At 68.2% G+C, this 23,032-nt stretch carries 25 protein-coding genes and 1 tRNA gene; 20 read left to right on the forward strand and 6 right to left on the reverse strand.

Features of this window, described 5'->3' with window-relative positions:
- The first annotated feature begins 31 nt into the window (after positions 1–31).
- The 10 genes from DU502_RS15105 (at position 32) to DU502_RS15150 (ending at position 7,797) form a co-directional block, all read left to right on the forward strand.
- Complete coding sequence (locus DU502_RS15105) at positions 32–1,012, forward strand: S49 family peptidase (RefSeq protein ID WP_121921580.1); 981 nt, start codon at positions 32–34, stop codon at positions 1,010–1,012.
- Positions 1,002–1,976, forward strand: coding sequence for a DUF4350 domain-containing protein (locus tag DU502_RS15110; protein WP_121921581.1), 975 nt, complete (start codon positions 1,002–1,004; stop codon positions 1,974–1,976). Before DU502_RS15105 ends, DU502_RS15110 begins: the two co-directional genes overlap by 11 nt.
- Before the next feature lie 126 nt (positions 1,977–2,102).
- Positions 2,103–2,648 (forward strand): peptidylprolyl isomerase, encoded by a 546-nt coding sequence (locus DU502_RS15115; RefSeq protein ID WP_121921582.1) that lies wholly within the window; start codon positions 2,103–2,105, stop codon positions 2,646–2,648.
- Positions 2,649–2,720: 72 nt separating this feature from the next.
- The gene (gene pabB, locus DU502_RS15120) at positions 2,721–4,226 is read left to right on the forward strand and encodes an aminodeoxychorismate synthase, component I (RefSeq protein ID WP_121921583.1); all 1,506 of its coding nucleotides are present in this window, start codon (positions 2,721–2,723) and stop codon (positions 4,224–4,226) included.
- On the forward strand, positions 4,223–4,804 hold the full coding sequence (locus DU502_RS15125; RefSeq protein WP_121921584.1) for an anthranilate synthase component II: 582 nt from the start codon (positions 4,223–4,225) through the stop codon (positions 4,802–4,804). Before pabB ends, DU502_RS15125 begins: the two co-directional genes overlap by 4 nt.
- Positions 4,789–5,652 (forward strand): aminotransferase class IV, encoded by an 864-nt coding sequence (locus DU502_RS15130; protein ID WP_121921585.1) that lies wholly within the window; start codon positions 4,789–4,791, stop codon positions 5,650–5,652. The genes DU502_RS15125 and DU502_RS15130 overlap by 16 nt, the downstream gene beginning before the upstream one ends.
- Positions 5,653–5,713: 61 nt before the next feature.
- The gene (locus tag DU502_RS15135) at positions 5,714–6,187 is read left to right on the forward strand and encodes a hypothetical protein (RefSeq protein WP_121921586.1); all 474 of its coding nucleotides are present in this window, start codon (positions 5,714–5,716) and stop codon (positions 6,185–6,187) included.
- Between the two features lie 71 nt (positions 6,188–6,258).
- Positions 6,259–6,343, forward strand: a tRNA-Leu gene (locus tag DU502_RS15140).
- A 612-nt stretch (positions 6,344–6,955) separates the two neighbouring features.
- On the forward strand, positions 6,956–7,441 hold the full coding sequence (locus tag DU502_RS15145) for a DUF5813 family protein (RefSeq protein WP_121921587.1): 486 nt from the start codon (positions 6,956–6,958) through the stop codon (positions 7,439–7,441).
- A 38-nt stretch (positions 7,442–7,479) separates the two neighbouring features.
- On the forward strand, positions 7,480–7,797 hold the full coding sequence (locus DU502_RS15150) for a hypothetical protein (protein ID WP_121921588.1): 318 nt from the start codon (positions 7,480–7,482) through the stop codon (positions 7,795–7,797).
- On the opposite strand, the gene tmk is transcribed toward DU502_RS15150, so the two are convergent.
- Positions 7,794–8,372, reverse strand: a complete 579-nt coding sequence (gene tmk, locus DU502_RS15155) for a dTMP kinase (RefSeq protein WP_121921589.1) — start codon at positions 8,370–8,372, stop codon at positions 7,794–7,796. The two genes, DU502_RS15150 and tmk, sit on opposite strands and share 4 nt — an antisense overlap.
- A gap of 181 nt (positions 8,373–8,553) precedes the next feature.
- On the opposite strand from tmk, the gene DU502_RS15160 reads away from it, so the two are divergent.
- The 5 genes from DU502_RS15160 (at position 8,554) to cofG (ending at position 13,346) form a co-directional block, all read left to right on the forward strand.
- A complete protein-coding gene (locus DU502_RS15160; RefSeq protein ID WP_121921590.1) occupies positions 8,554–9,441 on the forward strand; it encodes a complex I NDUFA9 subunit family protein in 888 nt (295 codons plus the stop codon).
- Positions 9,442–9,600: 159 nt separating this feature from the next.
- Positions 9,601–10,788, forward strand: coding sequence for a tubulin/FtsZ family protein (locus DU502_RS15165; protein ID WP_199722753.1), 1,188 nt, complete (start codon positions 9,601–9,603; stop codon positions 10,786–10,788).
- Positions 10,757–11,557 carry a hypothetical protein gene (locus tag DU502_RS15170; RefSeq protein ID WP_121921591.1) on the forward strand — a complete coding sequence of 267 codons (801 nt, stop codon included), beginning with the start codon at positions 10,757–10,759 and terminating at the stop codon, positions 11,555–11,557. The genes DU502_RS15165 and DU502_RS15170 overlap by 32 nt, the downstream gene beginning before the upstream one ends.
- 5 nt (positions 11,558–11,562) lie before the next feature.
- Complete coding sequence (gene cofC / locus DU502_RS15175; protein ID WP_121921592.1) at positions 11,563–12,183, forward strand: 2-phospho-L-lactate guanylyltransferase; 621 nt, start codon at positions 11,563–11,565, stop codon at positions 12,181–12,183.
- 32 nt (positions 12,184–12,215) lie between these two features.
- Entirely contained in the window at positions 12,216–13,346 is a 1,131-nt protein-coding gene (gene cofG, locus DU502_RS15180; protein WP_121921593.1) for a 7,8-didemethyl-8-hydroxy-5-deazariboflavin synthase subunit CofG, read from the forward strand.
- Here the strand turns inward: cofG and DU502_RS15185 are convergent.
- Both DU502_RS15185 and cofH read right to left on the reverse strand, forming a co-directional pair.
- Positions 13,338–13,892, reverse strand: coding sequence for a metal-dependent hydrolase (locus DU502_RS15185; protein ID WP_199722754.1), 555 nt, complete (start codon positions 13,890–13,892; stop codon positions 13,338–13,340). The genes cofG and DU502_RS15185 overlap by 9 nt on opposite strands.
- 10 nt (positions 13,893–13,902) lie before the next feature.
- Complete coding sequence (gene cofH, locus DU502_RS15190) at positions 13,903–15,279, reverse strand: 7,8-didemethyl-8-hydroxy-5-deazariboflavin synthase subunit CofH (RefSeq protein ID WP_121921594.1); 1,377 nt, start codon at positions 15,277–15,279, stop codon at positions 13,903–13,905.
- Between the two features lie 102 nt (positions 15,280–15,381).
- Here cofH and uppS point away from each other — a divergent pair, with 102 nt between their 5' ends.
- A complete protein-coding gene (uppS, locus tag DU502_RS15195) occupies positions 15,382–16,317 on the forward strand; it encodes a polyprenyl diphosphate synthase (RefSeq protein WP_121921595.1) in 936 nt (311 codons plus the stop codon).
- Between the two features lie 51 nt (positions 16,318–16,368).
- Positions 16,369–17,271, forward strand: a complete 903-nt coding sequence (locus tag DU502_RS15200; RefSeq protein WP_121921596.1) for a mechanosensitive ion channel family protein — start codon at positions 16,369–16,371, stop codon at positions 17,269–17,271.
- Between the two features lies 1 nt (position 17,272).
- On the opposite strand, the gene DU502_RS15205 is transcribed toward DU502_RS15200, so the two are convergent.
- Positions 17,273–18,211 carry a DMT family transporter gene (locus tag DU502_RS15205; protein ID WP_121921597.1) on the reverse strand — a complete coding sequence of 313 codons (939 nt, stop codon included), beginning with the start codon at positions 18,209–18,211 and terminating at the stop codon, positions 17,273–17,275.
- Between the two features lie 164 nt (positions 18,212–18,375).
- Here DU502_RS15205 and DU502_RS15210 point away from each other — a divergent pair, with 164 nt between their 5' ends.
- Positions 18,376–19,059 (forward strand): DUF4382 domain-containing protein, encoded by a 684-nt coding sequence (locus DU502_RS15210; RefSeq protein ID WP_121921598.1) that lies wholly within the window; start codon positions 18,376–18,378, stop codon positions 19,057–19,059.
- Between the two features lie 140 nt (positions 19,060–19,199).
- On the opposite strand, the gene DU502_RS15215 is transcribed toward DU502_RS15210, so the two are convergent.
- Positions 19,200–19,808 carry an undecaprenyl diphosphate synthase family protein gene (locus DU502_RS15215; protein ID WP_121921599.1) on the reverse strand — a complete coding sequence of 203 codons (609 nt, stop codon included), beginning with the start codon at positions 19,806–19,808 and terminating at the stop codon, positions 19,200–19,202.
- A 99-nt stretch (positions 19,809–19,907) separates the two neighbouring features.
- Here DU502_RS15215 and DU502_RS15220 point away from each other — a divergent pair, with 99 nt between their 5' ends.
- Positions 19,908–21,221 carry a DUF92 domain-containing protein gene (locus DU502_RS15220; RefSeq protein ID WP_121921600.1) on the forward strand — a complete coding sequence of 438 codons (1,314 nt, stop codon included), beginning with the start codon at positions 19,908–19,910 and terminating at the stop codon, positions 21,219–21,221.
- Positions 21,218–21,634 carry a GNAT family N-acetyltransferase gene (locus DU502_RS15225; protein ID WP_241966840.1) on the forward strand — a complete coding sequence of 139 codons (417 nt, stop codon included), beginning with the start codon at positions 21,218–21,220 and terminating at the stop codon, positions 21,632–21,634. The genes DU502_RS15220 and DU502_RS15225 overlap by 4 nt, the downstream gene beginning before the upstream one ends.
- Here DU502_RS15225 and dnaG read toward each other — a convergent pair.
- Positions 21,631–23,007 carry a DNA primase DnaG gene (dnaG, locus tag DU502_RS15230; RefSeq protein ID WP_121921601.1) on the reverse strand — a complete coding sequence of 459 codons (1,377 nt, stop codon included), beginning with the start codon at positions 23,005–23,007 and terminating at the stop codon, positions 21,631–21,633. The genes DU502_RS15225 and dnaG overlap by 4 nt on opposite strands.
- Positions 23,008–23,032 lie beyond the last annotated feature (25 nt).

Genomic DNA, 23,032 nt, shown 5'->3' on the forward strand with positions numbered 1-23,032 from the left:
GTTTTTTGTAGTGGTATGCCAAGACCTACGCATGGCGAGTAGAATACGGGCCCTCCTGACGCGAATCGCACGGTCGTACGTGCTGTTCGTCGTCATCGGCGTGGTCGTCGGCCTCGCGCTGGCACCCGTCGCGTGGAACGCAACGTCCTCGGAAGGGACGGTTGCAGTCGTCCCGGTCTCGGGGACTATCGACGGCGGGAGCGCCGCCGGGGTGTCGTCCATGCTGCAACAGGCCCGCTCGGATTCGGATATCAAGGCGGTCGTGTTGCTCGTGAACAGCGGGGGTGGTGGCGCCGCCGCCAGCGAGGAGATGTATCTCCAGACGAAGCGGACGGCACAGGAAATGCCGGTGATCACCAGCGTCGACGCCGCGGCGGCGTCCGGGGCGTACTACACCATCGCTCCGAGCGATCACATCTACGCCAAACCGGCGTCGACCGTCGGGAGCGTGGGCGTACTCGCGACGACGCCGACGGCGCTTGAGCCGACGACCCTCATCTCCACCACCGGGCCGAACAAACTGACCGGTGGCGACGAACGCGAGTTCAACTACATCCTCGAATCGCTGGGCAACGCCTTCATCGGGGCCGTGTTCGAGCAGCGCGGTGATCGGCTGGAGCTAACCCGGACGGAACTCGAACAGGCGCGCATCTACAGCGGGACGCAGGCGGTCCAGAACGGTCTCGTCGACTCCATCGGCGGGCGACAGGCCGCCGTCGAACACGCGGCCGAGGAGGCTGGCCTCGACAACTACAACGTGCGCGTCATGCGCCCGGACGGGACGGCGCGGTTCCTCTCGCGGTCGAACTACATCGCCTCGACCGCGCCGAACAAGACGATGGTGCCGGCCGAGTATCTCTACGGCGATGACCCGTCCAGTCCGGTGTTTCTGATGGTGCCGGCGACGTATCTCGATCCGGAGACGAACGCGTCGGCCGGCGCCCCCAACGTCACGGGCCCCGGCACGACTGCACGGGCGGCGGTCGCTCCGGGAGGGACCCATGTGGCGTGATCTGGCCAAGCGGCTGGTCGTCCTCGTCCTGACCGTCGCCGTCGTCCTCGCAGTGGTGGCGGGCGGGCCGACGCTCCTGCAGGACGACGAGGAACGAGAGCGACTGCAGAATCCCGAATACGAGCCCGACGCGGTCGTCCCCGAACCGGTCGAGGCGACGGGAACGGTCGACGCGAACCCCGCACCCTCCGCCGACGACAGCGGGACGGTCGTCATCGACCGCGGGCACAGCAATCGCTTCACCCGTGCCGACATCGAACCGCTCGTCGACGCGCTGGTGCGCGAGGGGTACAACGTCAGGTTCTACACCGACGGCGACCTGGCGACAGTCCTCGACGGCGCGGACGCGTTCCTCGTCATCGATCCCGGCGCGGAGTATCTCCCCGGCGATGTCGACGACGTGCGGCAGTTTACGGGCAACGGCGGCCGACTGGTGATGATCGGCGAACCGGACCGGACCGCGATCAGCGCCAGCCTCCTCGGGACCAGCATCCAGAACCAGGAGAGTCGGCTGACGACGCTCGCCTCCCGCTATCGGATGAGCGTCGACACCGAGTATCTCTACAACCAGGAGAACGCGGACGGGACGTTCAAACACGTCCTCGTGCGACCGACGGGCGACGGTGGGCTGGAGGGTGTCGAACGGACGGCGATGTACACGGCGGCGGCCGTCACCGCCCAGAACGGGACCGTCCTGTTGCGGAGCGCGCCCAGCACGCACAAATCCGGGAGCGACGAGGTGACCGGCGAGTACCCCGTCGCCGTCCAGCGGAACAACGTCCTGTTGCTCGGGGACAAGACGTTCATGAGCGGCGACCGGTACCGCGTCGCGGACAACGAGCAACTGGTGGCTTACGTGGCCGAGTTCATGATCGAGGGCGATTACCAGGCGCCCCCGGATGTAGACGAGGACGACGAGTCGAACGCGGAGAACGGGACGGCGACGCCGATTCCGGCCGCTTGATAGGGTCGAAAGTCGTGTCCGTGGGCTGTCGAGATGACTCGACGGCCCACCGGTGAATAGTTTCCAACGGCCCGTACGATTGCCGCGGGACAGCAACGTTATCCCGCCGGGCCGCGAGGAGTCGGTATGAGCAATCCGACTGCGACGCTGCATACGACACACGGCGATATCACGGTCGAACTGTTCGCGGATCGGGCGCCGACGACGGTCGAGAACTTCATCAACCTCGCGGAACACGACCCCGCGTCGAACGCCGATCCCGCACCCGACACGACGACGTGGGAGGACCCCGAGACGGGCGAGACGCGCGGCGACGCGCTCTACGCCGACATCCCCTTCCACCGGATCATCCACGGCTTCATGATCCAGGGTGGCGATCCGACCGGCACCGGACGCGGCGGGCCGGGCTACACCTTCGACGACGAGTTCCACCCCGACCTCCGCCACGACGGCGCCGGCATCCTCTCGATGGCCAACCGCGGTCCGGACACCAACGGATCGCAGTTTTTCATCACGCTCGACGCCCAACCCCACCTCGACGACAGTCACGCCGTCTTCGGCGAAGTCGTAGAGGGCATGGACGTCGTCGAGGAACTCGGGTCGGTGAAGACGGACCCGAACGACCAGCCACTCGACGACGTTCGACTCGAATCTGTCGATGTGGATCGCTGAAGCGGCGGACGCCACGGCGTCTACGGAGTCGGGTGGTGAGCGTCCCCCCTGCGGCGTGACGGGAGGGACGACGTGAGCGACGGCCCGACAGTCGTCACCTCGCTCGACGCGTTCCGGGCTGTGGCCGCCGAGGCGACCCCGGGGACGCGCGTGCCGGTGGTCGTGACACTGGAGGCGGACCCGTTCGAAGCCTACCGCCGGGCGCGTGGCGACGCACCCTCGGTGTTCTTCGAAACGTCCGGCGGCCAGCCCGGCTGGGGATACTTCGGCGTCGACCCCGATTTCGTCCGCGAAGTGGCCGGCGTGGAGTTGGGAGACGGTGGCCGGACCGACGGCGAGAGCGTCCTCGACACCATCACGGAACTCGTCGACGGAGAGTCGCTCGCGCGTGGCGACTGCGAAATCCCTTACCCCGGCGGCTTCTTCGGCTGGCTCTCGTACGACACCGTCCGCGAAATCGAGACCCTGCCGTCGACGACGGTCGACGACCGGGGACTCCCCCACCTCCAGCTCGCGCGCTACACGTGTCTCGCGGCGTGGCGGGCAGGCGAGTCGACGCTCCACCTCGTCGCGACGCCGCGGGTGGGCGACGACAGCGAGGGGCCGGATGGCGACCCCGTCGCCGCCGCCTACGAACGCGGTGTCGACCGCGCGCTCGCGCTGGCCGAGGCCGCGACGACCGGCGATCCGTCCGTCGGCGCTCCGTCCGCGACGGGGCCGGTGAGTTTCACCAGTTCCTGCGACCGGTCGGCGTACGCCGACCGCGTGCGCCAGGTACAGACGTACATCCGCGACGGCGACACCTTCCAGGCGAACATCTCCCACCGCCTGACGGCACCGGCGGCGGTCCACCCGGTCGAGGCGTTCGCCGCGTTGCGAGCGGTGAACCCGGCGCCGTACTCGGGGCTGATCGAGTTCCCCGGCGTCGACCTGGTGAGTGCGAGTCCCGAGTTGCTGTTAGAGCGTGACGGCGACCACCTGCGGACGGAACCCATCGCGGGCACTCGACCCCGTGGCGAGACGGACGCGGCGGACCGCCGTCTCGAAGCCGACCTGCGGAGCGACGAGAAAGAGCGGGCGGAACACGCGATGCTGGTCGACCTCGAACGCAACGACCTCGGGAAGGTGAGCGAGTACGGGTCGGTCACCGTCGACGAGTACCGGCGCGTGGATCGCTACTCGGAGGTGTTCCACCTCGTCTCGGAGGTGACCGGGACGATGGCCGAGAAGTACGACCTCGGCGACGCCATCGGCGCCACCTTCCCCGGCGGGACGATCACGGGCGCGCCCAAACCGCGGACGATGGAGATCATCGACGAGGTGGAGACCCACCGCCGCGGGCCGTACACCGGCAGCATGGCGGCCATCGGTTTCGACGGCCGGGCGACGCTCAACATCATCATCCGCACGCTGGTCCGCCACGGCGACGAGTACCACCTCCGGGTTGGGGGCGGCGTCGTCCACGACTCGGTACCCGACCGCGAGTACGACGAGACGCTGGCGAAGGCGCGAGCGCTGGTGAACGCCGTCGACACCGCCCTCGGCGACGAGATGGAGATGGAGGTGACGGGGAAGTGACCCGGATACTGGTCGTCGACAACTACGACTCCTTCGCGTACAACCTCGTCCAGTACGTCGGCGAGGCGGCCGACGAGGTGATCGTCCGGCGGAACGACGCGGTGGACGTGGCCGGGATCGAGGAGTTGAATCCGGACGGCATCGTCGTCTCGCCGGGGCCCGGCACCCCGCAGGAGGCAGGCATCTCGATGCCCGTCTTCGCCGAACTGGAGTATCCCACGCTCGGCGTCTGCCTCGGCCACCAGGCGCTGTGTGCGGTCCACGGTGCGACGGTGGGGCACGCCCCCGAAGTCGTCCACGGGAAGCGCTCGACGATCCACCACGACGGCCGGGGCGTGTTCGCCGGCCTCGCCGACCGGATCGACGTGGGGCGGTATCACTCGCTGGCGGTCGAGCGCGGCGACGTGCCCGACGTGTTGGAGGAGACGGCGCGCACCGACGACGAGAATGGCGTCGTGATGGGCGTTCGTCACCGGTCGAAACCGCACGTCGGCGTCCAGTTCCACCCGGAAAGCATCCTGACGGACGACGGGAAACGGCTCGTCCGGAATTTCCTCGAGCTATGCAGTACCACGTGAACGGCCAGTTGGTCGACGCGAGCGAGGCGACGATCAGCGTCGAGGATCGGGGCTTTCTCTACGGCGACGCCGCCTTCGAGACGTGTCGCGCCTACGGTGGCGAGGTGTTCGAGTGGGACGGGCATCTGACCCGCCTCCGCGGCACCTGTGAGACGCTCGGGATGGGTGACGCCGTGCCCGACGACCTGCACGAACGAATCGAGGCGGCCCTCGACGCGAACGACCTCGCGGACGCGTACGTCCGTCTGTCGGTCACGCGCGGGGTCCAGCCGGGGAAGTTGACGCCGGCAGAAGACGTGGACCCGTCGGTCGTGATCATCGTCAAACCGCTCCCGCGGGGAGGTGTCGACGGCGAGAAGGTGTGGGACGCCCCCGCCGACGTGCGCACCGTCGACCACCGCCGGATTCCCGAGGTGTCGATGCCGGCCGACGCCAAGACGCACAACTACCTCGACGGGATTCTGGCACGCCTCGAACTGCGCGGGACGGACGCCGACGAGTGTCTCGTCCGCGACGTGGACGGCGCCGTCGCGGAAGGGGCGACGAGCAACGTCTTCTTCGTCGACGACGGGACGCTCAAGACGCCGTCGCTCGCGGGGCCGATCCTGCCGGGCGTGACACGGGCCGTCGTCCTCGACCTCGCAGGAGACCTCGGTATCCCCGTCGAGACGGGGGCGTACGACCCCGAGGCGGTCCGCCGAGCCGACGAGGCGTTCCTGACGAACACGACGTGGGAGGTGCGACCCGTCGCGGTGCTCGACGGCGTCGCCATCGGCGGCGGCCCGATCACCGATCGGCTCGCGGCGGCGTTCGACCGGCGGGTCGAGGCGTGCTACGACGCGCAGTAATGTCAGATTAATTATCGTCGTCTGACGACAATTTATGCGCTGACGGTTCGAACGCGCGAGTATGAAGATCAACCCGGCCGACCGGAGTACGGAGACGAACGGAACGGCTGAGGCGACCGTGGTCGACGAATCGGACGAATCGGACGAGGCGGTCGACGAGTCGGCGTCCGAAAGCGCCCTCTCGGCCGAGGCCGAACCGCTGACGATCGGCCTACCGGATGGGAGCGAGAGCGTCTCGGAGGCGATTCTCTCCCATCGGCAGATGCTCACGAACCCGTCGGAGCACGGGCTGGTTTCGGCGTCGGAGGCCGAGGACGTACGCGAGACGGTTGCGGACCTCTCGGAGCGGGTGCCCGAGGAGTTGCAGGACGAGTTGGCGGAGTTGGAAACGTCGGTCGACGACCTGGTGGAGCGACTCGACCGACAGGAGCGACAGATCGACGAACTCCGGGCGACCGTCGCGTCGCTGGCCGACATTCTCGGCGCGTCGGTGGACTTCCAGACGTTCGACGACGCGGACGCGGACGACGCATAACCGACCGGCGACGATCCGACGACCGAAAGCCACTTGCGGAGGAACGGGGAACGGACAGTGTAGTTCTCGGCGCGAGGGTGGCCGAGCCAGGCCAAAGGCGGCGGGCTTAAGACCCGCTCTCGAAGGAGTTCGGGGGTTCGAATCCCCTCCCTCGCACTGTCTCCGAACGAACGTGAGGAGCAGTGCGACCGGGAGTCGAAGCAGGGAGGGCGTGCGCAGCGAACGAAGTGAGCGAGCACGTCCGACCGTGGTTCGAATCCTCTCCCTCGCACCCCCGTCCAACGAACGTGAGGAGCAGTGCGACCGGGAGTCGAAGCAGGGAGGGCGTGCGCAGCGAACGAAGTGAGCGAGCACGTCCGACCGTGGTTCGAATCCTCTCCCTCGCACCCCCGTCCAACGAACGTGAGGAGCAGTGCGACCGGGAGTCGAAGCAGGGAGGGCGTGCGCAGCGAACGAAGTGAGCGAGCACGTCCGACCGTGGTTCGAATCCCCTCCCTCGCCCCGAGTACACAAATCGCGCACGAGCCACTGGCTCGCGGTCGGTAGTGCCGAAAGCGAAAAGCGATCGTACGGGGAAAGAGGGTCCGTACGATCGCTTGCCGCCCTGAATTGGTCCCCGCTGACGCTTCGGCCCTCCAGACGAAGCGTCACCTGATACAAACAGTGGGAGAAACTTAAGCGTGCCGCCGTCGGCAGGATGGCGGGGGGCCGAAAGCGGAGCGGGGGGAACGCGAGGGACTTTTGACCGCCCACGACCTGCGTACTGACATGACCGAGACATCGGGACGGATCGCGCGCGCGTTCCGCGACCACGACTCGTTCGACCGCGTCGACGACGGCCGGTTCACGTCGACGACGACGACGTTCGACGGGATCGTCGAGGCGAGCGAGAACGACGGACGGATCGACTACGTGGTTCGGGTTCGCGCGCCGTCGCTCTCGGCGGCCGTGGAGGACGGCGTAGCCGCAGTGGTTGAGGAGGGGTGGCTGGAGACGTTCGAACTCCGCGTGGCCGACGCCGACGGCGTCGTCCGCGGCGACCACGACTTCGAACCGACGGTCGAACTGGCGGGCGACGAACTCGTCGTCGAGTTCGCGTTCACCGACATCAACGAGCGGCGGGGTGTCGACGACGCAGCGGCGCTGATCAACTACGTCGAGGGGACGTACGTCCAAGGGATCATCCCCGGCTACGAGTACGTCGACCCGGTCGGGAGACTGGTCGACCGAGCGCGACAAGCAGGGGGCCGATAAGGCGACAGGGCAAAGCCGATCGAGTTCCTTGTTCCGCTATGGCGACGATTCTGGATTTCGCCCTGATGGCCGTCGTCTTCGCGGGAAACACCCTCATTACCGCGGTCCTGACCCGCTTCTTCCGCCTCCAACTGAAGACGCGGTGGGGGACGGTCGTCTACACGGCGTTGCTGGTCCCCGTCGTCCTCGTGGTGACGACCATCGTCGTGTTCAGCCTCGGTGTCGGCGTCGACCTGGGAAGCGCCGGAGCCGTCCTCGGCCTGATGGTCGCACTGCCGATGGCGCTGGGCGTGGCCATCGACGTGCTGTACGTTCCCGCACCGGACGAGTACGAGTTGCCCGAGACGACGCGCTAAACGAGGTCGTCGACAGCGGCGAACACGTCGTCGAGGACGGCCTCGCGCGACTGCGTGGCGTCGATGCACACGAAGCGATCGGGCTCGGCGTCGAGGAGGCGTTCGTACTGCGTGCGCACGGCGCGGAGGTGGTCGACACGCTCGAACTTGTTCGTCCCGCCACTCCGCTTGGCGGCCGTCTCGGGGTCGAGGTCGAAGTACAGCGTCGCGTCGGGCGGCCGGGAGAAAGGTTCGTGAATCGACCGGACGTAATCGAATGGATCGTCGAGATGGTCGGTGAGCGTCGCCGCCTGATACGCGATGCGGGAGTCGGAGTAGCGGTCGGAGACGACGAGTGATCCCTCGTCGAGTGCAGGTCGGACGACACGGGAGAGGTGGTCGGCGTGGTCGGCAGTGTAGAGGAACAGTTCCGCTAGCGGGTCGGCATCGTCGTCGGCGATAGAGCGGGCGACGGCCTCGCCGTACCACGAATCGGTCGGCTCGCGCGTGAACACCGCGGACGGGTAGCGATCGCGAAGCGCCTGCCAGGCCGTCGTCTTGCCGCTGCCGTCGAGACCCTCGAGCGTGAGGAGCATAGTGGACGATACCGCGGTGGTGGTTTAACCGTCGGGGTCCGCGTCGGGTCGGCGTGGGTCAGGTGCCGATTGTATTTTATTTCTGATATAATGGTGCGAGCGCCGCCGAGCGAGCGATATCCGCCGTGTGAACGGTTCACAGCGCGTTAGCTTTAGGTCGATTCGCGGAAATGTATAGGCTATGAGGATTCTGGTAACGGGCGGTAGCGGGTTCGTCGGTCGACACCTGTGCCGCGAACTGAAATCGCGAGGCCACTCGGTGACGGCGCTCTCCCGTCGACCGAGTGAGGGCGACTTGCCCGGCGGCGTCGAGAAGGCGATGGGCGACGTGACGGCCTACGACTCGCTGGTCGAACCCATGCGTGGGATGGACGCCGTCGTCAACCTGGTCGCGCTTTCGCCGCTGTTCAAGCCCTCCGGCGGCGATAAGATGCACGACGTCGTCCACCGGCAGGGGACGGAGAACGTCGTGAACGCGGCCGAGGAGACTGGCGTCGAGAAGATCATTCAGATGAGCGCGCTGGGCGCCGACTCGAACGGAGCGACGGCGTACATCCGCGCCAAGGGCGAGGCCGAGGAGATCGTCAAGTCGTCGTCGCTGCGCTACGTGATCTTCCGCCCGTCGGTGATCTTCGGCGACGGTGGCGAGTTCGTCTCGTTCACGAAGAAACTCGCGCCGCCGTATCTGACGCCGCTCCCCGGTGGCGGCAAGACCCGGTTCCAGCCCATCTGGATCGGCGATCTGGTGCCGCTGCTCGCCGACGCGGTCGAGGACGACGCCTACGACGGGGGCATCTACGAGATCGGCGGGCCGGAGAAGCGCACGCTCGCGGAGATCGCGCGCCTCGTCCACGGGAGTGAAGGGCATCCGACGACGGTCGTCCCCGTCCCGATGGCGCTCGCCAAGGTGGGGCTGACGGTCCTCGGATCGCTACCCGGCGCGCCGATGGGCGCCGATCAGTACCGGTCGCTCCAGTTCGACAACACCACCGATCACAACGACGTGGAGGCCTTCGGCGTCGAAGCGTCGGACCTGCGGACCCTCGGTGACTACCTCGCGGAGCGCTGACGGACGGCAGACGCCCGTCGGACGGGGACGGAACGGGACTTCCCCCGACGCAGTCGGTCGGTTTTGCACCCCAAACACGGCGGCTCGAAACGCTCGCTCCCACAAGGTTTATGTCCGTTTTGCGCCTGGGTTCTTCCCAATGAAGAGGGGTCTGAAACTATGAAACTGGCCATGATCGGTTTCGGGCAGGCCGGTGGCAAAATCGTCGACAAGTTCCTGGAGTACGATCAGCGGACGGGGAGCGAAATCGTCCGTGCGGCCGTCGCGGTGAACACGGCCAAAGCCGACCTGATGGGGCTCGAACACATCCCACAGGAACAGCGCGTACTCATCGGTCAATCCCGCGTGAAGGGACACGGTGTCGGTGCGGACAACGAACTCGGCGCGGAAGTCGCCGAGGAAGACATCGGAGAGGTTCAGGGCGCCATCGACGGGATTCCCGTCCACGAAGTCGACGCCTTCCTCATCGTCGCCGGCCTCGGCGGCGGCACTGGGAGCGGTGGCGCGCCCGTGCTGGCGAAACATCTCAAGCGGATCTACACGGAGCCAGTCTACGGCCTCGGCATCCTCCCCGGGAGCGACGAGGGTGGGATCTACACGCTCAACGCCGCTCGCTCCTTCCAGACGCTCGTCAACGAAGTCGACAACCTCCTCGTCTTCGACAACGACGCCTGGCGCCAGACGGGAGAGTCCGTCCAGAGCGGCTACGACGAGATCAACGAGGAGATCGTCAAGCGGTTCGGCATCCTCTTCGGCGCCGGCGAGGTCCGACAGGGGCAGGAAGTGGCCGAGTCCGTCGTCGACAGCTCCGAGATCATCAACACGCTCGCGGGCGGCGGCGTCTCGACGGTCGGCTACGCCCGCGAGACGGTCGAACGCAAGCAGAAATCGGGTGGCTTGCTCTCGAAGCTCACCGGCAACGACGAATCCATCGAAGACCAGCTCGACTCCGCCAACACCACCAACCGGATCACGAGCCTCGTCCGCAAGGCGGCGCTCGGTCGCCTGACCCTCCCCTGTGAAATCGACGGCACGGAACGCGCCCTCCTCGTGATGGCCGGGCCCTCCGCCTACCTGAACCGGAAAGGGATCGAGCGCGGCCGCAAGTGGCTCGAAGAGCAGACCGGGAGCATGGAAGTCCGCGGCGGCGACTACCCCATCAACAACAGCGACTTCGTCGCCTCCGCCATCCTGCTCTCCGGCGTCACGAACGTTCCCCGCATCAAGGAGCTTCAGCAGGTCGCTATCGAGGCGCAGGACAATATCAACGAAATTCGCGAAGAGAGCGAATCCAATCTCAAGAATCTAGTCGAAGATGACGAGGACGAACTCGAATCGCTCTTCTAGGGTCGTCCTCGCCACACTTCTCGTTCTGCTCGCCGCGACCGTCCCGGCGGCGGCAGTGTCCGTCACTGGCGAGGATGTCCCCGACGAAGCGCAGGTCGGCACGCAGGTATCGGCGACGATCACCCTCGACGAACTGTATCAGAACCCCCAGAGCGAGCAGTGGCAGCTCTCGGGGACGACCGAACTCACCGACGTGTCGTGGACCATCGTGTTCTACGATCAGACCGGCTCGCAGGTGAACCTGGTCGAACCCACGGGGCAGTCCTTCTCCGGCGTCGACATCGCCGCGAGCAGCGGGACGGCCGAGGTGGAGGTGCGGATCACCGGCACCGTCCCCGAAGCGGGGTCGTACAGCTACGATCCGGCACAGGAGTTCACGATGATGCAACTCACCCGTGGCCAGTCCGGCGGCGCGAGTAGCACCATCGACACCTGGCAGACCCACCACTACACCGAGCGGAGCGCGTCGGCGCGGCAGGCCATCGATCAGGCGGGCACCGCCATCGAGGAGGCCCGCGCCAACGGCGCGAACCCGAGCGACGCACAGGCCAACTACGAGGACGCCGTCGCAGCGTACAACGACGGGAGCTTCGACGTGGCGACCAACCTCGCCAATCGGGCGACCGATCAGGCGAATCAGGCCCAGCAGTCCAGCCAGACCCAGCAGATGATCATCTACGCCGTCGGCGGGCTACTCGTTCTCGCCCTCGTGGTCGGCGGCGTCTTCTACTGGCGCTCCCAGCAGGGCCCCGACGACCCGCTCAGCTGAGCGGCATGCGTATTCTCGTTCCGTTCGAGGCGACACGGCCGAAAACCCGCCTCGACGGGGTGCTCGACACCGACGAACGCGTAGCGTTCGCGCAGGCGATGCTCCGTGACGTCCTCCGCGCCTGCCGTGACGCCGGCCACGACCCGGAAGTCGTCGCGACGGCGGAGGTAGACGTGAGCGCCCCAGTCGCCGTCGACGACCGCCCGCTCTCCGAGGCGGTGAACGCGCGGTTGGCGGCGACGGACGACCCACTCGGCATCGTCGTCGCGGACCTCGCGCTCCTGACGCCCGCCGCCGTCGACCGCCTCGTCGCCGCCGCGGCGGACGCCGACCTCGCCATCGCGCCGGGACGCGGTGGCGGGACGAACGGCCTCGTCGTCACCCACCCCGACTTCCGCGTCGACTTCCACGGCGTCTCCTTCCGGGATCACCTCGACGCGGCCGAAGCGGTCGGCGCGGACGTGACCGTCGTCGACTCGATGCGCCTCTCGACCGACGTGGACGAACCCGCGGATCTGGTCGAGGTGTTGCTCCACGGCGAGGGTGAGGCGGCGGCGTGGCTCCGCGCGGCCGGGTTCGAACTCGATCCCGTCGACGGACGCGTCGGCATCAACCGTCGGGAGTGAGGTTTTTGCCCGTCCGGCGACGAGCCGAGGGCATGGTCCGGGCACCGGAAACCGACGACGAACGGGTCGCCCCCGAATCGCTCGTCGACGCCGCCGCAGTCGACGACTTGCTCGGGGTGACGCCCGCCGACGTCGAGGCGGCGCCCGAACTCACCTTCGCGCGCAACGTCTTCCTCCCGCTCACCACCGCCTGCCGGTACACCTGCACCTACTGCACCTTCTACGACGTACCCGGCGAGGCGACGCTGATGCCGCCCGAGGCGGTCCGCGAGCAACTGCGGATCGGCGCCGACGCCGGCTGTACCGAGGCGCTCTTTACCTTCGGCGACGCCCCCGACGAGCGGTACACGGCCGTCTACGACCAACTCGACGAGTGGGGCTACGACGACGTGCTCGACTACCTCTACGACGCCTGCGAGATGGCGCTCGACGAGGGGTTGCTCCCCCACAGCAACCCGGGCGACCTGCGGGAACGAGAGCTAGAACGCCTGGCCGAGGTGAACGCCAGCATGGGCGTCATGCTGGAGACGACGGCCGACGTGGACGCGCATTCGGGCGGCCGGCGGAAGACCCCCGAGCGCCGACTGGGGACGATTCGCGCGGCGGGCGAGGCGGGCGTCCCCTTCACGACCGGTATCCTCGTCGGTATCGACGAGACGCGGCGTGACCGCGCGGAGAGCCTGCTGGCCATCCGCGAACTCCACGAGCGCTACGATCACGTGCAGGAGGTGATCGTCCAGAACGTCGTCCCGAACGAGCGCTCGGACTTCGAGCGGCCGAGCGTCGAGACGATGCGCGAGACGGTGGCGATGGCGCGGGCGGCGCTGCCTCCGGCGGTGTCGGTACAGGTGCCGCCGAACCTCTCGCCCACGCGCGAATTGCTGGACTGCGGCGTCGACGACCTGGGCGGCGTCTCGCCGGTGACGGACGACTACATCAACCCCGACTACGCGTGGCCGGCGCTGGACGAACTGGAGCGCATCGCGAGCGAGGCGGGCGTTCCCCTCCGGGAGCGTCTGCCGACGCACGAGCGGTATCTCCCCGCCGAGTTCCGGCGGGGAAGCGTCGATCCGGCGGCTGGAACGTGGCTGCGGCCGACGATTCGGGACGCACTCGACGCGGACGACGACGCCGGGCGGCGGTACCGGGCGCTGTTACAGTAACCGCTCTTCGAGGTCCGGCAACCGCTTGCGGACGAGCGTGTAGGCGCCGCCGACGGCCATGAACGTCAGGGCGACGCGGCGGACGGTCGGCCCGAAGAGGACCAGTCCCGGCGCGAGAAAGACGACGGTAAGCAAGTAGTCCTCGGGCGCGCCATCGTAGCGCACCCAGTACCGTGGGCGGAGCCACCGACTTCGGGAGTGGAGGTAGACCGCCTCGGCGGACGTACGCTCCCACGGGCGGGGTTCGGTCCCCGCGCCGAAGGCGTCGCTCACGGAGTGGACGGCCGCGGAGAGGAGAAACCACGCGACGGCCACCGTCGCGGCGACGGGAAGGGCGGCGGCGGCGACGAGTGCCGGAATCGCCCCGATCCAGTAGTAATCGGGGAAGTGGAGCGTCTTGCGGTGGACACCGGCAAAGAGGTCGAGGTCGGGGAAGACGCCGCCGGCCATGGCCGCGAGGGCGCCGACGGCCGCCAGATCCGGCGCGACGACGGCTAACGGAAGCGCGAGCAAGAGGCCGACTGCGGCGTGGGTCGTTGCCATCATGGCTTGTCGTTCAATCGTCCGCGAGAGACGGTGTGCGGTCGAGTATCGGCGTCCCGTCGGCCCGGGGACCGAGTCGCGGCCCGTGTGGAGCGTCGTCGGGATCGATGGGGTGCCGGCGTTCGTAATCGGTCGAGCGCTCGACCGGTCGCCGGCCGATGGCCGTCACCATGTCGACGTAGTCGGCGACCGACCGGAACTCGCCGTAGTCGCCGCCGGCGCGCTTGGTGATCTCTTCGGAGAGGAGCGTCCCCATGAAGTCGTTGGCGCCACAGGAGAGCGTCTTCAGCGACTTCTCGTCCCCGAACTTCACCCACGAGGTCTGGATGTTCTCGATGTTGTCGAGAAAGAGGCGGGAGACGGCGATCATGAGTTCGTCCTCGGCGTCGGTCGCGCCGCCCGAGACGAGTCCGCGGTCGTACAGCGGCGTCTGCTGGTGGATGAAGGAGAGCGGGACGAATTCGGTGATGCCGCCCGTGCGGTCCTGCAGGTCGCGCACCCGCTTCAGGTGCATGACGCGGTGCATCGCGTTCTCGACGTGACCGTACATGATGGTCGCGGTGACGGGGAGGCCGGCGGCCATCGCACCCTCCATGGCGTTCAGCCACGCCTCGGTGTCCATCTTCCCCGGACAGATCACCTCGCGCACCTCGTCGACGAGAATCTCCGCGGCGGTGCCGGGGGCGCTGTCGAGGCCCGCCTCGCGCAGGCGGCGATACACCGCCTCGTAGGACCAGTCGGTGCCGCGGCGGGCGTGGTAGGCCTCCTCCGGCGTCATGGAGTGAACGTGGACGCCGTCGACGGACATGGCGCGAATCTGGTCGACGTAGGTGCCCGGCGAAGTGGTGTAGGTGTCGGGTGGGCGGTAGTTCACTTGCTCCGGCGCGGGGTGGGATTCGAGCACTTCGCGATGCTCGTCGTCGAGGGCGAACGCGGGGTGGAGGCCGCTGACCGAACAGACCTCGGAGATGCCCAGTTCGACCGCGTCGGCGACCGCCTGCCGCGACTCCGCCGGCGTCTTGGTGAACCCGCCGTGGTCGTCCGGTGCGTCGGCTTCGAACTTCGACGCGCGATCCTTGAAGTTACAGAAGAGACAGCCGGTGTCGCAGGCCGTCGTGACGTTGTTGTTGAGGTTGGCGACGAAGGTCACGTCGTCGCCGACCATCTCGGCCCGGCGGTGATCGGCCGCCTCTAGCACTCGCTCTTTCCGGACCGGGTCGATGCCCGCCCGGTCCGTGCCGGTCGTCAGGAGTTCGACCCCGTCGTCCACGGTGAGGCGACAGCCGTCCCGGGCCTTGGCCAGTGCGTTCTCGAACGACTGGTCGGTCCGGGGGACGTGCTCGAAGTCGAAATCGGGGGCCGCGGCCGACACGTCGGGCGCGTCGCTCATCGTCACAGCCGAGGCGCCCGAGGCTAATAGGGGTTGTCGTCACCGACCTCGATCCCACCGCCTGTCAAAAGACCCATACCACTTGCCATCGACGCCACGAGTATGTACGCGCGGGTTCGTCGGTTGGCCGAAGGCGCTTACGAGCGTCTGCTCCGCCGCGACATCGATGGAACGCCAGATCACGTCGCCATCATTCAGGACGGCAACCGGCGATACGCCCGCGAGCACGGTTCGGGGGCCGCGGACGGCCACCGCGAAGGGGCCCAGACGACCGAACAGGTGCTCCGGTGGTGTCAGGACCTCGGCGTCGAGGAACTCACGCTCTATGCCTTCTCGACCGAGAACTTCGAGCGCCCGCCCGAGGAGCGCGAACACCTGTTCGACCTGATCGAGGGGAAACTGCGGGAGTTCGCCGACAAGGAACAGGTCCACGAGAACGAGGTGTGCATCCGGGCGCTCGGCGAGGTGGACCGCCTCCCCGAACGCGTCCGCGACGCCGTCGCCTACGCCGAGGAACGCACCGAGGGGTACGACCGCTTCCGGTTGAACGTCGCGCTGGCGTACGGGGGCCGGGCGGAACTCCTCGGCGCCGCCCGCGACACCCTCGGCGCCGTCGCGGCGGGCGACCTCGATCCCGCGGACGTGACGGTCGAGGAGATCGACCGCCGCCTCTACGCTCGACCCGTCCGCGACGTGGATCTGATCGTTCGCACCGGCGGCGACGAGCGGACGAGCAACTTCCTGCCGTGGCACGCCAACGGCAACGAGGCCGCCGTCTTCTTCTGTGCGCCCTACTGGCCCGAGTTCTCGAAGATCGACTTCCTGCGGGCGATCCGCACCTACGAGTCCCGCGAGGCGTCGTGGCGACACACCCGGCGGGAACGGGCCGTGGCGCTGGTCCGAGCCGTGGCGGGGGAGTCGCTGGTCGAGACGCGGGAAGTCGTCGGTCGCCTGCGCGAGCAACTCCCCCACGTCGGTTCGGAGGAACTGACCGACGAGTTGACGGCCGAACTCGACCGGGACGGGACGGCGGAGTAGCGTCGAAGATCCGGCGAGAACCTTTGTACCGTCCCGCCGTGAGCCACGGGTATGGACTGGCTCGCGTTGCAGACGGCGACGCCCACGCCGTCGCCACCGGTCGGCCCCGAAGGCCTCACCGACTACTGGCCGATCATCCTGCGCGGGGCGTGGTTCGTCGCCGGCTTCGTCGCCGTCGTCTTCCTCGGCTGGTTCGTCGTGGAACCACTCGTCGCGCGGTACGTCCGCCAGCGCAACCGCAACAACCCGACGATACAGGAAGCCGTCGCGCGGTACGTCCGCCTGCTCGTTATCGTGGTCGCCTTCTTCGTCGCCGCGGGCACGGCGGGGTACGGCGACCTGATCGGTGACTCGGCGCTCGTCATCGCCGCGGGGACGCTCGCTATCGGCGTCGCCGGCCAGACGGTCATCGGCTCCATCGTCAGTGGACTCGTCCTCGTCTTCGACCCCGAGTTCAACGTCGGCAACTACATCGAGTGGGCGGACAGGAGTGGAACCGTCCAGTCCATCACGCTCCGGGTGACGCGCGTCCTCACCCCCGACGGCGAACTCGTCACGGTGCCGAACACGCTCCTCACGGGGCAGGCCATCACGCGCCCGTACGGCCGGGGGCGTCGGCGCGTCGTCGAACACGTCGGCATCGCGTACGAGGCGGACGTGAGCGAGGCACTCGATCACCTCGCCGCGGCCACCGACGCCGTCGACGACATCGTCGCGGAGCCGACGCCGAAGGCGTACGTCGACGACTTCGGTGGCGACGCCGTCGTCTGTCGCGTCCACTACTGGATCGAGGACCCGCGCCGACACGACATCTTCGGCATCCGGTCGGCGTACGCCCGCGCGGTCAAGCGTCGCCTCGACGACGCGGGCATCGCGATCAGTCCGGCGTCGAAGCGGGAACTGCAGGGACGGATCGAGGTCGACGAGGAGAGCGACCGGCGCGGCGTGGCGTAGCTCAGCCGTCCGGACCCTTCGCCTGCCGCCATCCGACGCGACGCAGTCGGGCGTTCACGGCGCGTTCGACCGCCGGCGACGCGAGACCGACGCTCGCGAGAATGGCTGCGCCACCGAGGGCGATGGCGGGCGTGAACGGTTCGCCGAGGAGAAGGACGCCGAGGACGACCGTCGTCAGCGGTTCGCTCGTGCTGACGATGCTGGCCGTACTCGCCGGGATGCGCGCCAGTCCGGCGGTGAAGAGGATCATCGGCAGGAGCGTCCCGACGACGGTGATACCGGCGATCAGGCGCCAGTGCGCCGGCGTCGCCGGCGCCGAGAGCGTCCCTGTCCCGACGCCGTACAGCAGGACGGCGGCCGTCACGCCGAGGAAGACGTACGCCGCGTGCGTCAGCGGGGGAATCGTCTCGACCATGACCCGCGATCCGGTGGAGTACGCCGTGTAGGCCAGCGAGGCGAGACCGACGAGGACGAGTCCCGGCAGGCCGACGGCCGACCCACCGCCGGCGACGAGGGCGACGCCGCCGAGCGCGGCGATCAGGGCGAGCGCCTTCGGGACCGTGATCGGTTCGTCGAGCGCGACCGCCGAGACGAGCGTCACCTGCACCGGGTAAGTAAAGAGGACCAGCGTCGCGACGCCTGCCGAGAGCCACGCCAGACTCTCGAAGTAGGCGATGGCCATGAACCCGTACACCAGTCCGAGCGCGAGTTCGACGGCCAGCGTCCGGCCACGGAGGCGAACGGGCGTCCCACGTCGGAGGAGATACGCCCAGAGGATCGCCGTCGCGGCGACGAAGCGAGCGGCGAGAAGGGTCGCCGTCGGCAGATTCGCGCTCCGAGCGAGTTCGCCGAAGATGCCGAGCGTGCCGAAGAGGGCCGCGCCAGCAACGACGAGGGCGACGCCGGTTCCGTCGCCCATCCCCACTCTATCGGCGTCCATACCGTCTCCAGCGCCTCACGAAACAACTACCTGCCGGATATGAGGATGACCCGTTTAAGTAGGCGACGGTACCGACCCCGTCGACGTTCAATTCGGCTAAACTCGGATTCATTCGTCCCGAACCGTCGACCCGGTTTATCATCGTGGGGTCACAGGCCCCGAATATGGGAGACGGTGATGTCGATCAGCCGACAGCGTCGCGACGTGACTACCTCCGGGCGGCCGGCGGCCTCGCCGCCGCGGGTGTCGCCGGACTGGCCGGGTGTATGGGCGGTGCCGAGGCAACGACCGGGACGCTCGCGACCCAAGTGAGCGACCAACCCGGCGCCATCTCCGACTTCGAAACCTGTGTCGTCACCATCGCGGGTATCTGGGTGAAGCCGGGGACGGAGGACGAGGAGTCGACGGCGACGGCTACTTCAACGGCGACGAGTACCGAGTCGGACGGCGAAGCCGACGAGGACGATGCCCGCGAATACTACGAGTTCGACGAGCCACAGGAAGCGGATCTGGTAAAGCTACAGGGCGACCGGACGGCGCTCGTCGACGAACAGGAACTGGAGACCGGCCAGTACGCGTTCCTCCAACTCGACGTGACGGGCGTCGACGCCACGCTCGCGGACGGCGGCGAGGCGACGGTGGAGACGCCCGGGAATGCGCCGCTCAAGTTCAACCAGTCCTTCGAGATTCGGGCGGACACGCGGACGACGTTCACGGCCGACTTCACGCCGGTTCGACGGGGACGGAGCGGCTCGTACCTCCTCCAGCCAGTCGCCAGCGAGACGAGCGTGAGCTACGAATCGGCCGAGTCGACGGTGACGGGAACGGCGACGGAAACGAGCGGGTGAGGGTGGGAGTCGGTAGGCCGACGTACTTCGGTCTATCGGCCGAATTTCCGCGGGACTCGCTGGCGCTCGCCCCGCGACATTTGGACGCTTCGCTGCCACTCAGCGTCCAAACTACCGTCGGCAAACCGACGTACTTCGGCCTATCGGCCGAACCGCCGCTGCCGATTCTGGTAGTCCAACACGGCACGGAGGTAGTCCCGCTTGCGCACGTCCCGCCAGTTCACGTCGGTGAAGTAGAGTTCGGAGTAGACGGACTGCCAGATCATGAAATCGGAGAGGCGTTCGGCGCCGGTCTTGATGAGCAGGTCGGGTTCGTCCGGGAAGACGAGGCGACGCTCCACGTCAGCCTCGTCCACGTCGGCGGGGTCGAGGTCGCCGGCGTCGACCTCCTCCGCCAGCGAGCGGACGGCGGCCGCGAACTCACCCTTGCCGCCGAGGCCGACGTTCACCTGCACGGGCGCCGAGACGGGGTCGGTGTCGTCGGGGGCGCGGACGGCGACCTGTCGAGGGGCGTCGATAGCCCGGAGTTCGCGATCCAGCGTCGGGACGACGGCCTCGTCGAGGACGCTCACCGAGACGGTGGCGCGCTCGGCGCCGTAGTCGAAGACCCAGCGGAGGACGCGTTCGAGGCGGTTGTACGCCCCCTGTTCCAGCAGGTCACGCTCGGTGAGGACGAGCGCGACGTGTGCGGGGGGATCGCCGGGATGGACGCGCTGTTTGAGCGCGAGGTATCGGTCGTACAGGCCCACGGCCGCAACAGGCGTCCGCAGCCCAAAAATTCACGGATTCGGGGAACGCGAGCAGGCCGTGTCGGGAGGGTTAAGTGGCCGTCCGAGGTAGCGGACGGTGTGACGTCCACCCTTCGACGGGCCGGAGGGTTCGCAGCGGTCGGGACGCTCGCGCTCGCCGCCCCCGAACTCGGGACGGCGGCGGCCGCCCCCTTCGCCATCGTGGCGCTCCTCGCCGCGTTCGTCGTGGACGAGGGGCCGGTGTTCGAACTCTTCGCCCGGCCACAGGATCGGCGCGACGGCCGTCTCAACGGCCTCGCCGGCTTCGCGCTGGCCGCTACCGGTCTCGCTATCCTGTCGACGGCGCCGCGAGAGTCCATGCCGACGGCCGTCTTCGTCGCCGCCATCCTCGTCGTCGCCTACGGCAACGTGGGGGCACGCGCCGTCGAACAGTGGTGGACCGATCCCGGCCGCGCCATCGCCGGCTTCAGCGTCGTGGCCTTCCTCGCCGCCGTCGCCGGCCAGCTCGTCGTCGGGTGGAATCTCGGGGGCGTTCCCGACCTCGCCGCCGTCGTCTTCCTCGCCGCCGCCGGGGCGCTGGTGGCGGCGCTCCTGCGGTCGATGCTCTACGAGCGCGACGACCCCATCGTGATGCTGTCGACCGGCCTCTTGCTGTGGCTGTTTCACGCCATCGGCGTCGAGTCGGGGCTCGTCGAAGTCAGCGTCGCCCTCACCGTGACCGTCGCCCTCGGCTACGTCTCCTACCGGACGGGCACCGCGTCGGTACCGGGGATGGTGACGGGCGTCTTGCTGGGCCTCCTCACCATCGTCTTCGGCGGCGTCGGGTGGTTCGCCATCCTCATCGCCTTCTTCGCCATCGGCGGCCTCTCCGCGAAGTACAAGTACGCGGAGAAAGAGCGCCGCGGGGCCGCCGAGGACAACGAGGGGGCTCGGGGGAGCGGGAACGTCCTCGGCAACGCCGCCGTCGCCCTCGTGGCCGTCATCGGCTTCGCCGCCAGTACGGGAATGCAGGTCGACAGCACCCTCTTTCGCTTCGCCTTCACCGGATCGCTCGCCGCCGCGATGAGCGACACGCTCTCCAGCGAGATCGGCGTCCTCTTCGACGAGCCCCGACTCATCACGACGCTCGAACGCGTCGACCCCGGCACGGACGGCGGCATCACGTGGCAGGGCTACGTCGTCGGCGTCGTCGGCGCGGCCCTGGTTGCGGGCGTCGCCGTCGCCGTCTTCACGTTCGACGTTCCCGGCCTCGCTGCCCTGACCGTCGTCGTCGGCGGCGTCGCGGGCATGACCGTCGACAGCATCCTCGGGGCGACGCTCGAGGGCGGCCGCGTCGGTAATCAGACCGTCAACTTCCTCGGCACCCTCGCCGGCGCCGTCGTGAGCGCGGTGCTCGCCGTTGCCCTGCTGTGACCGTGATCCGCCCGGCGATTCCCGCCGACCAGCCGGCACTCGTCCGCCTCCAGTCGCACCTGCCGGAGCCGAGTCCCGGCTTGCTCGCCGGTACTCTCGACGAGACGGCGCTCACGCCGGCGACGGTGCTGGTGTCCGTAGAGGGAACGGAACCGGTCGGCTACCTCCTCGCCGTCCCCGGCGACGACACTACCTACGTCGCGGAACTCGTCGTCGCTCCCGACTACCGACGCGAAGGCCGGGCGAAGGCGTTGCTTTCGGCGTGTGCCGAGGACGGGTCGTCGCTGACCGTCACCGTCGCCCCGGACAACGAGGCGGCGCGGACGCTGTACGAGGCCTGTGGGTTCGAGAAGGAACGACGCCTGCCGGACTTTTTCGACGATGGCCCGGCGCTGCTGTACCGGCGCGACTAGTCGGCGGTGGCGAACTGGTCGATGGTGCGTACGCGTACGTCGACCGGCGTTTTCACCATCTCGCCGGCCGACCGCGCCACGATCTGTTCGACGCCACGCTGGGCCGCCACGTCGAGGATCCGCTGGGTCAACTGACCGTCGAGGACGAGCGCGTACGGTGCGGGGTCGGCCTCGCTTATCGCGTCGAACGCCTCGCCCGCCGGCACCGTCTCGATGGGTTCGAAGTCGGCGTCGAGGAGACGTGCCGACTCCGTCTCCGCGTCGACGATGGCGCGGACGTGGCCGCGGAGGGTCGAGGGGGTGTCGTCGGTCGCCGCGTCGGCGTCAGTATCGTCGTCGGCATCCGCGTCGGCGTCGACATCCGCCGTTTCGTCGGCAGCGTCGTCCGGTTCGGGGGGCGCGTCCGCCTCGTCGTCCGTCGATCCGACCGTCCCAACCGTCGTCGAGGCTTCGGGTGTCACTCCCGCGTCGCCGACGGAGACGGCGGCCGTGGGGGGCGTCGTCTCGGTTACCGTCGACTCCTCGTCCACCGCGTCCGCCGCAGGCGACATCGCAGGCCCCTCGTCGTCCGCGAAGAGGTCACCGTACGGCGTCTTGTCGCGCAGCGCGGACATGACCTCGTGGCGAGCCAGATCCTCGACCGACCGCCCCTCGGGCGCGAAGACGACGTAGTCCACGTCGCCCACCTGCGCGAGTTCGCGCAGGATGAGTTCGCCGCCCCGGTCGCCGTCGAGGAAGGCCGTGACCGTCCGGTCCTCGGTCAGGTCCGCGATGGGGTCGGGGACGTTCGTCCCCTCCACCGCCACGGCGTTCTTGATGCCGTACTGGAGGAGGGTGAGTACGTCCGCCCGACCCTCGACGACGATGATGGCGTCGGAGTCGGCCACGCGCGGCCCGGCGGGGAGGCCGTGATACTCGGTGATGTCCTCGATACGGACGCTCTCGCGCACCTCCTCCAGAATCTTGGAGGAGTCCATGACGCTCTCGTCGAACGACCCCGCGAGCAGTTCCTTCGCGCGGTCGATCACCTGTCGGCGCTTGGCCTCGCGCACGTCCTCGATATTTGTCACTTCGACGGAGGCCTGACAGGGACCGACGCGGTCGATGGTCTCCAGCGAGGCGGCGAGAATAGCCGTCTCCACCTTGTCGAGGCTGCTGGCGATGGTGATCCGGCCGAACGACTGGCCGTTCTCGCTGTCGATCTGTACGTCTATCCGCCCGACTTTCGAGGACTGCTGGAGGTCCCGGAGATCGAGTTCGTCGCCGAGCAGGCCCTCGGTCTGCCCGAAGACGGCGCCGACCACGTCGCTTCGCTCCACGACGCCGTCGGCCGCGATCGATGCGTGAATGAGGTATTTGGCTGTATCGTCCATTGATGATCCCCTCGACGGGGTGGTG

Source organism: Haloplanus aerogenes (genome assembly GCF_003856835.1).
Taxonomy (GTDB): domain Archaea; phylum Halobacteriota; class Halobacteria; order Halobacteriales; family Haloferacaceae; genus Haloplanus; species Haloplanus aerogenes.

Excerpts from the sequence above, each read along its gene's own strand:
- DU502_RS15105 (WP_121921580.1), top strand. The coding sequence starts at position 32 with ATGGCGAGTAGAATACGGGCCCTCCTGACGCGAATCGCACGGTCGTAC.
- DU502_RS15110 (WP_121921581.1), top strand. The coding sequence starts at position 1,002 with ATGTGGCGTGATCTGGCCAAGCGGCTGGTCGTCCTCGTCCTGACCGTC.
- DU502_RS15115 (WP_121921582.1), top strand. The coding sequence starts at position 2,103 with ATGAGCAATCCGACTGCGACGCTGCATACGACACACGGCGATATCACG.
- DU502_RS15130 (WP_121921585.1), top strand. The coding sequence starts at position 4,789 with ATGCAGTACCACGTGAACGGCCAGTTGGTCGACGCGAGCGAGGCGACG.
- DU502_RS15135 (WP_121921586.1), top strand. The coding sequence starts at position 5,714 with ATGAAGATCAACCCGGCCGACCGGAGTACGGAGACGAACGGAACGGCT.
- DU502_RS15145 (WP_121921587.1), top strand. The coding sequence starts at position 6,956 with ATGACCGAGACATCGGGACGGATCGCGCGCGCGTTCCGCGACCACGAC.
- DU502_RS15150 (WP_121921588.1), top strand. The coding sequence starts at position 7,480 with ATGGCGACGATTCTGGATTTCGCCCTGATGGCCGTCGTCTTCGCGGGA.
- tmk (WP_121921589.1), bottom strand. The coding sequence starts at position 8,372 with ATGCTCCTCACGCTCGAGGGTCTCGACGGCAGCGGCAAGACGACGGCC.
- DU502_RS15160 (WP_121921590.1), top strand. The coding sequence starts at position 8,554 with ATGAGGATTCTGGTAACGGGCGGTAGCGGGTTCGTCGGTCGACACCTG.
- DU502_RS15165 (WP_199722753.1), top strand. The coding sequence starts at position 9,601 with ATGAAACTGGCCATGATCGGTTTCGGGCAGGCCGGTGGCAAAATCGTC.
- DU502_RS15170 (WP_121921591.1), top strand. The coding sequence starts at position 10,757 with ATGACGAGGACGAACTCGAATCGCTCTTCTAGGGTCGTCCTCGCCACA.
- cofC (WP_121921592.1), top strand. The coding sequence starts at position 11,563 with ATGCGTATTCTCGTTCCGTTCGAGGCGACACGGCCGAAAACCCGCCTC.
- cofG (WP_121921593.1), top strand. The coding sequence starts at position 12,216 with ATGGTCCGGGCACCGGAAACCGACGACGAACGGGTCGCCCCCGAATCG.
- DU502_RS15185 (WP_199722754.1), bottom strand. The coding sequence starts at position 13,892 with ATGATGGCAACGACCCACGCCGCAGTCGGCCTCTTGCTCGCGCTTCCG.
- cofH (WP_121921594.1), bottom strand. The coding sequence starts at position 15,279 with ATGAGCGACGCGCCCGACGTGTCGGCCGCGGCCCCCGATTTCGACTTC.
- uppS (WP_121921595.1), top strand. The coding sequence starts at position 15,382 with ATGTACGCGCGGGTTCGTCGGTTGGCCGAAGGCGCTTACGAGCGTCTG.
- DU502_RS15200 (WP_121921596.1), top strand. The coding sequence starts at position 16,369 with ATGGACTGGCTCGCGTTGCAGACGGCGACGCCCACGCCGTCGCCACCG.
- DU502_RS15205 (WP_121921597.1), bottom strand. The coding sequence starts at position 18,211 with ATGGACGCCGATAGAGTGGGGATGGGCGACGGAACCGGCGTCGCCCTC.
- DU502_RS15210 (WP_121921598.1), top strand. The coding sequence starts at position 18,376 with ATGGGAGACGGTGATGTCGATCAGCCGACAGCGTCGCGACGTGACTAC.
- dnaG (WP_121921601.1), bottom strand. The coding sequence starts at position 23,007 with ATGGACGATACAGCCAAATACCTCATTCACGCATCGATCGCGGCCGAC.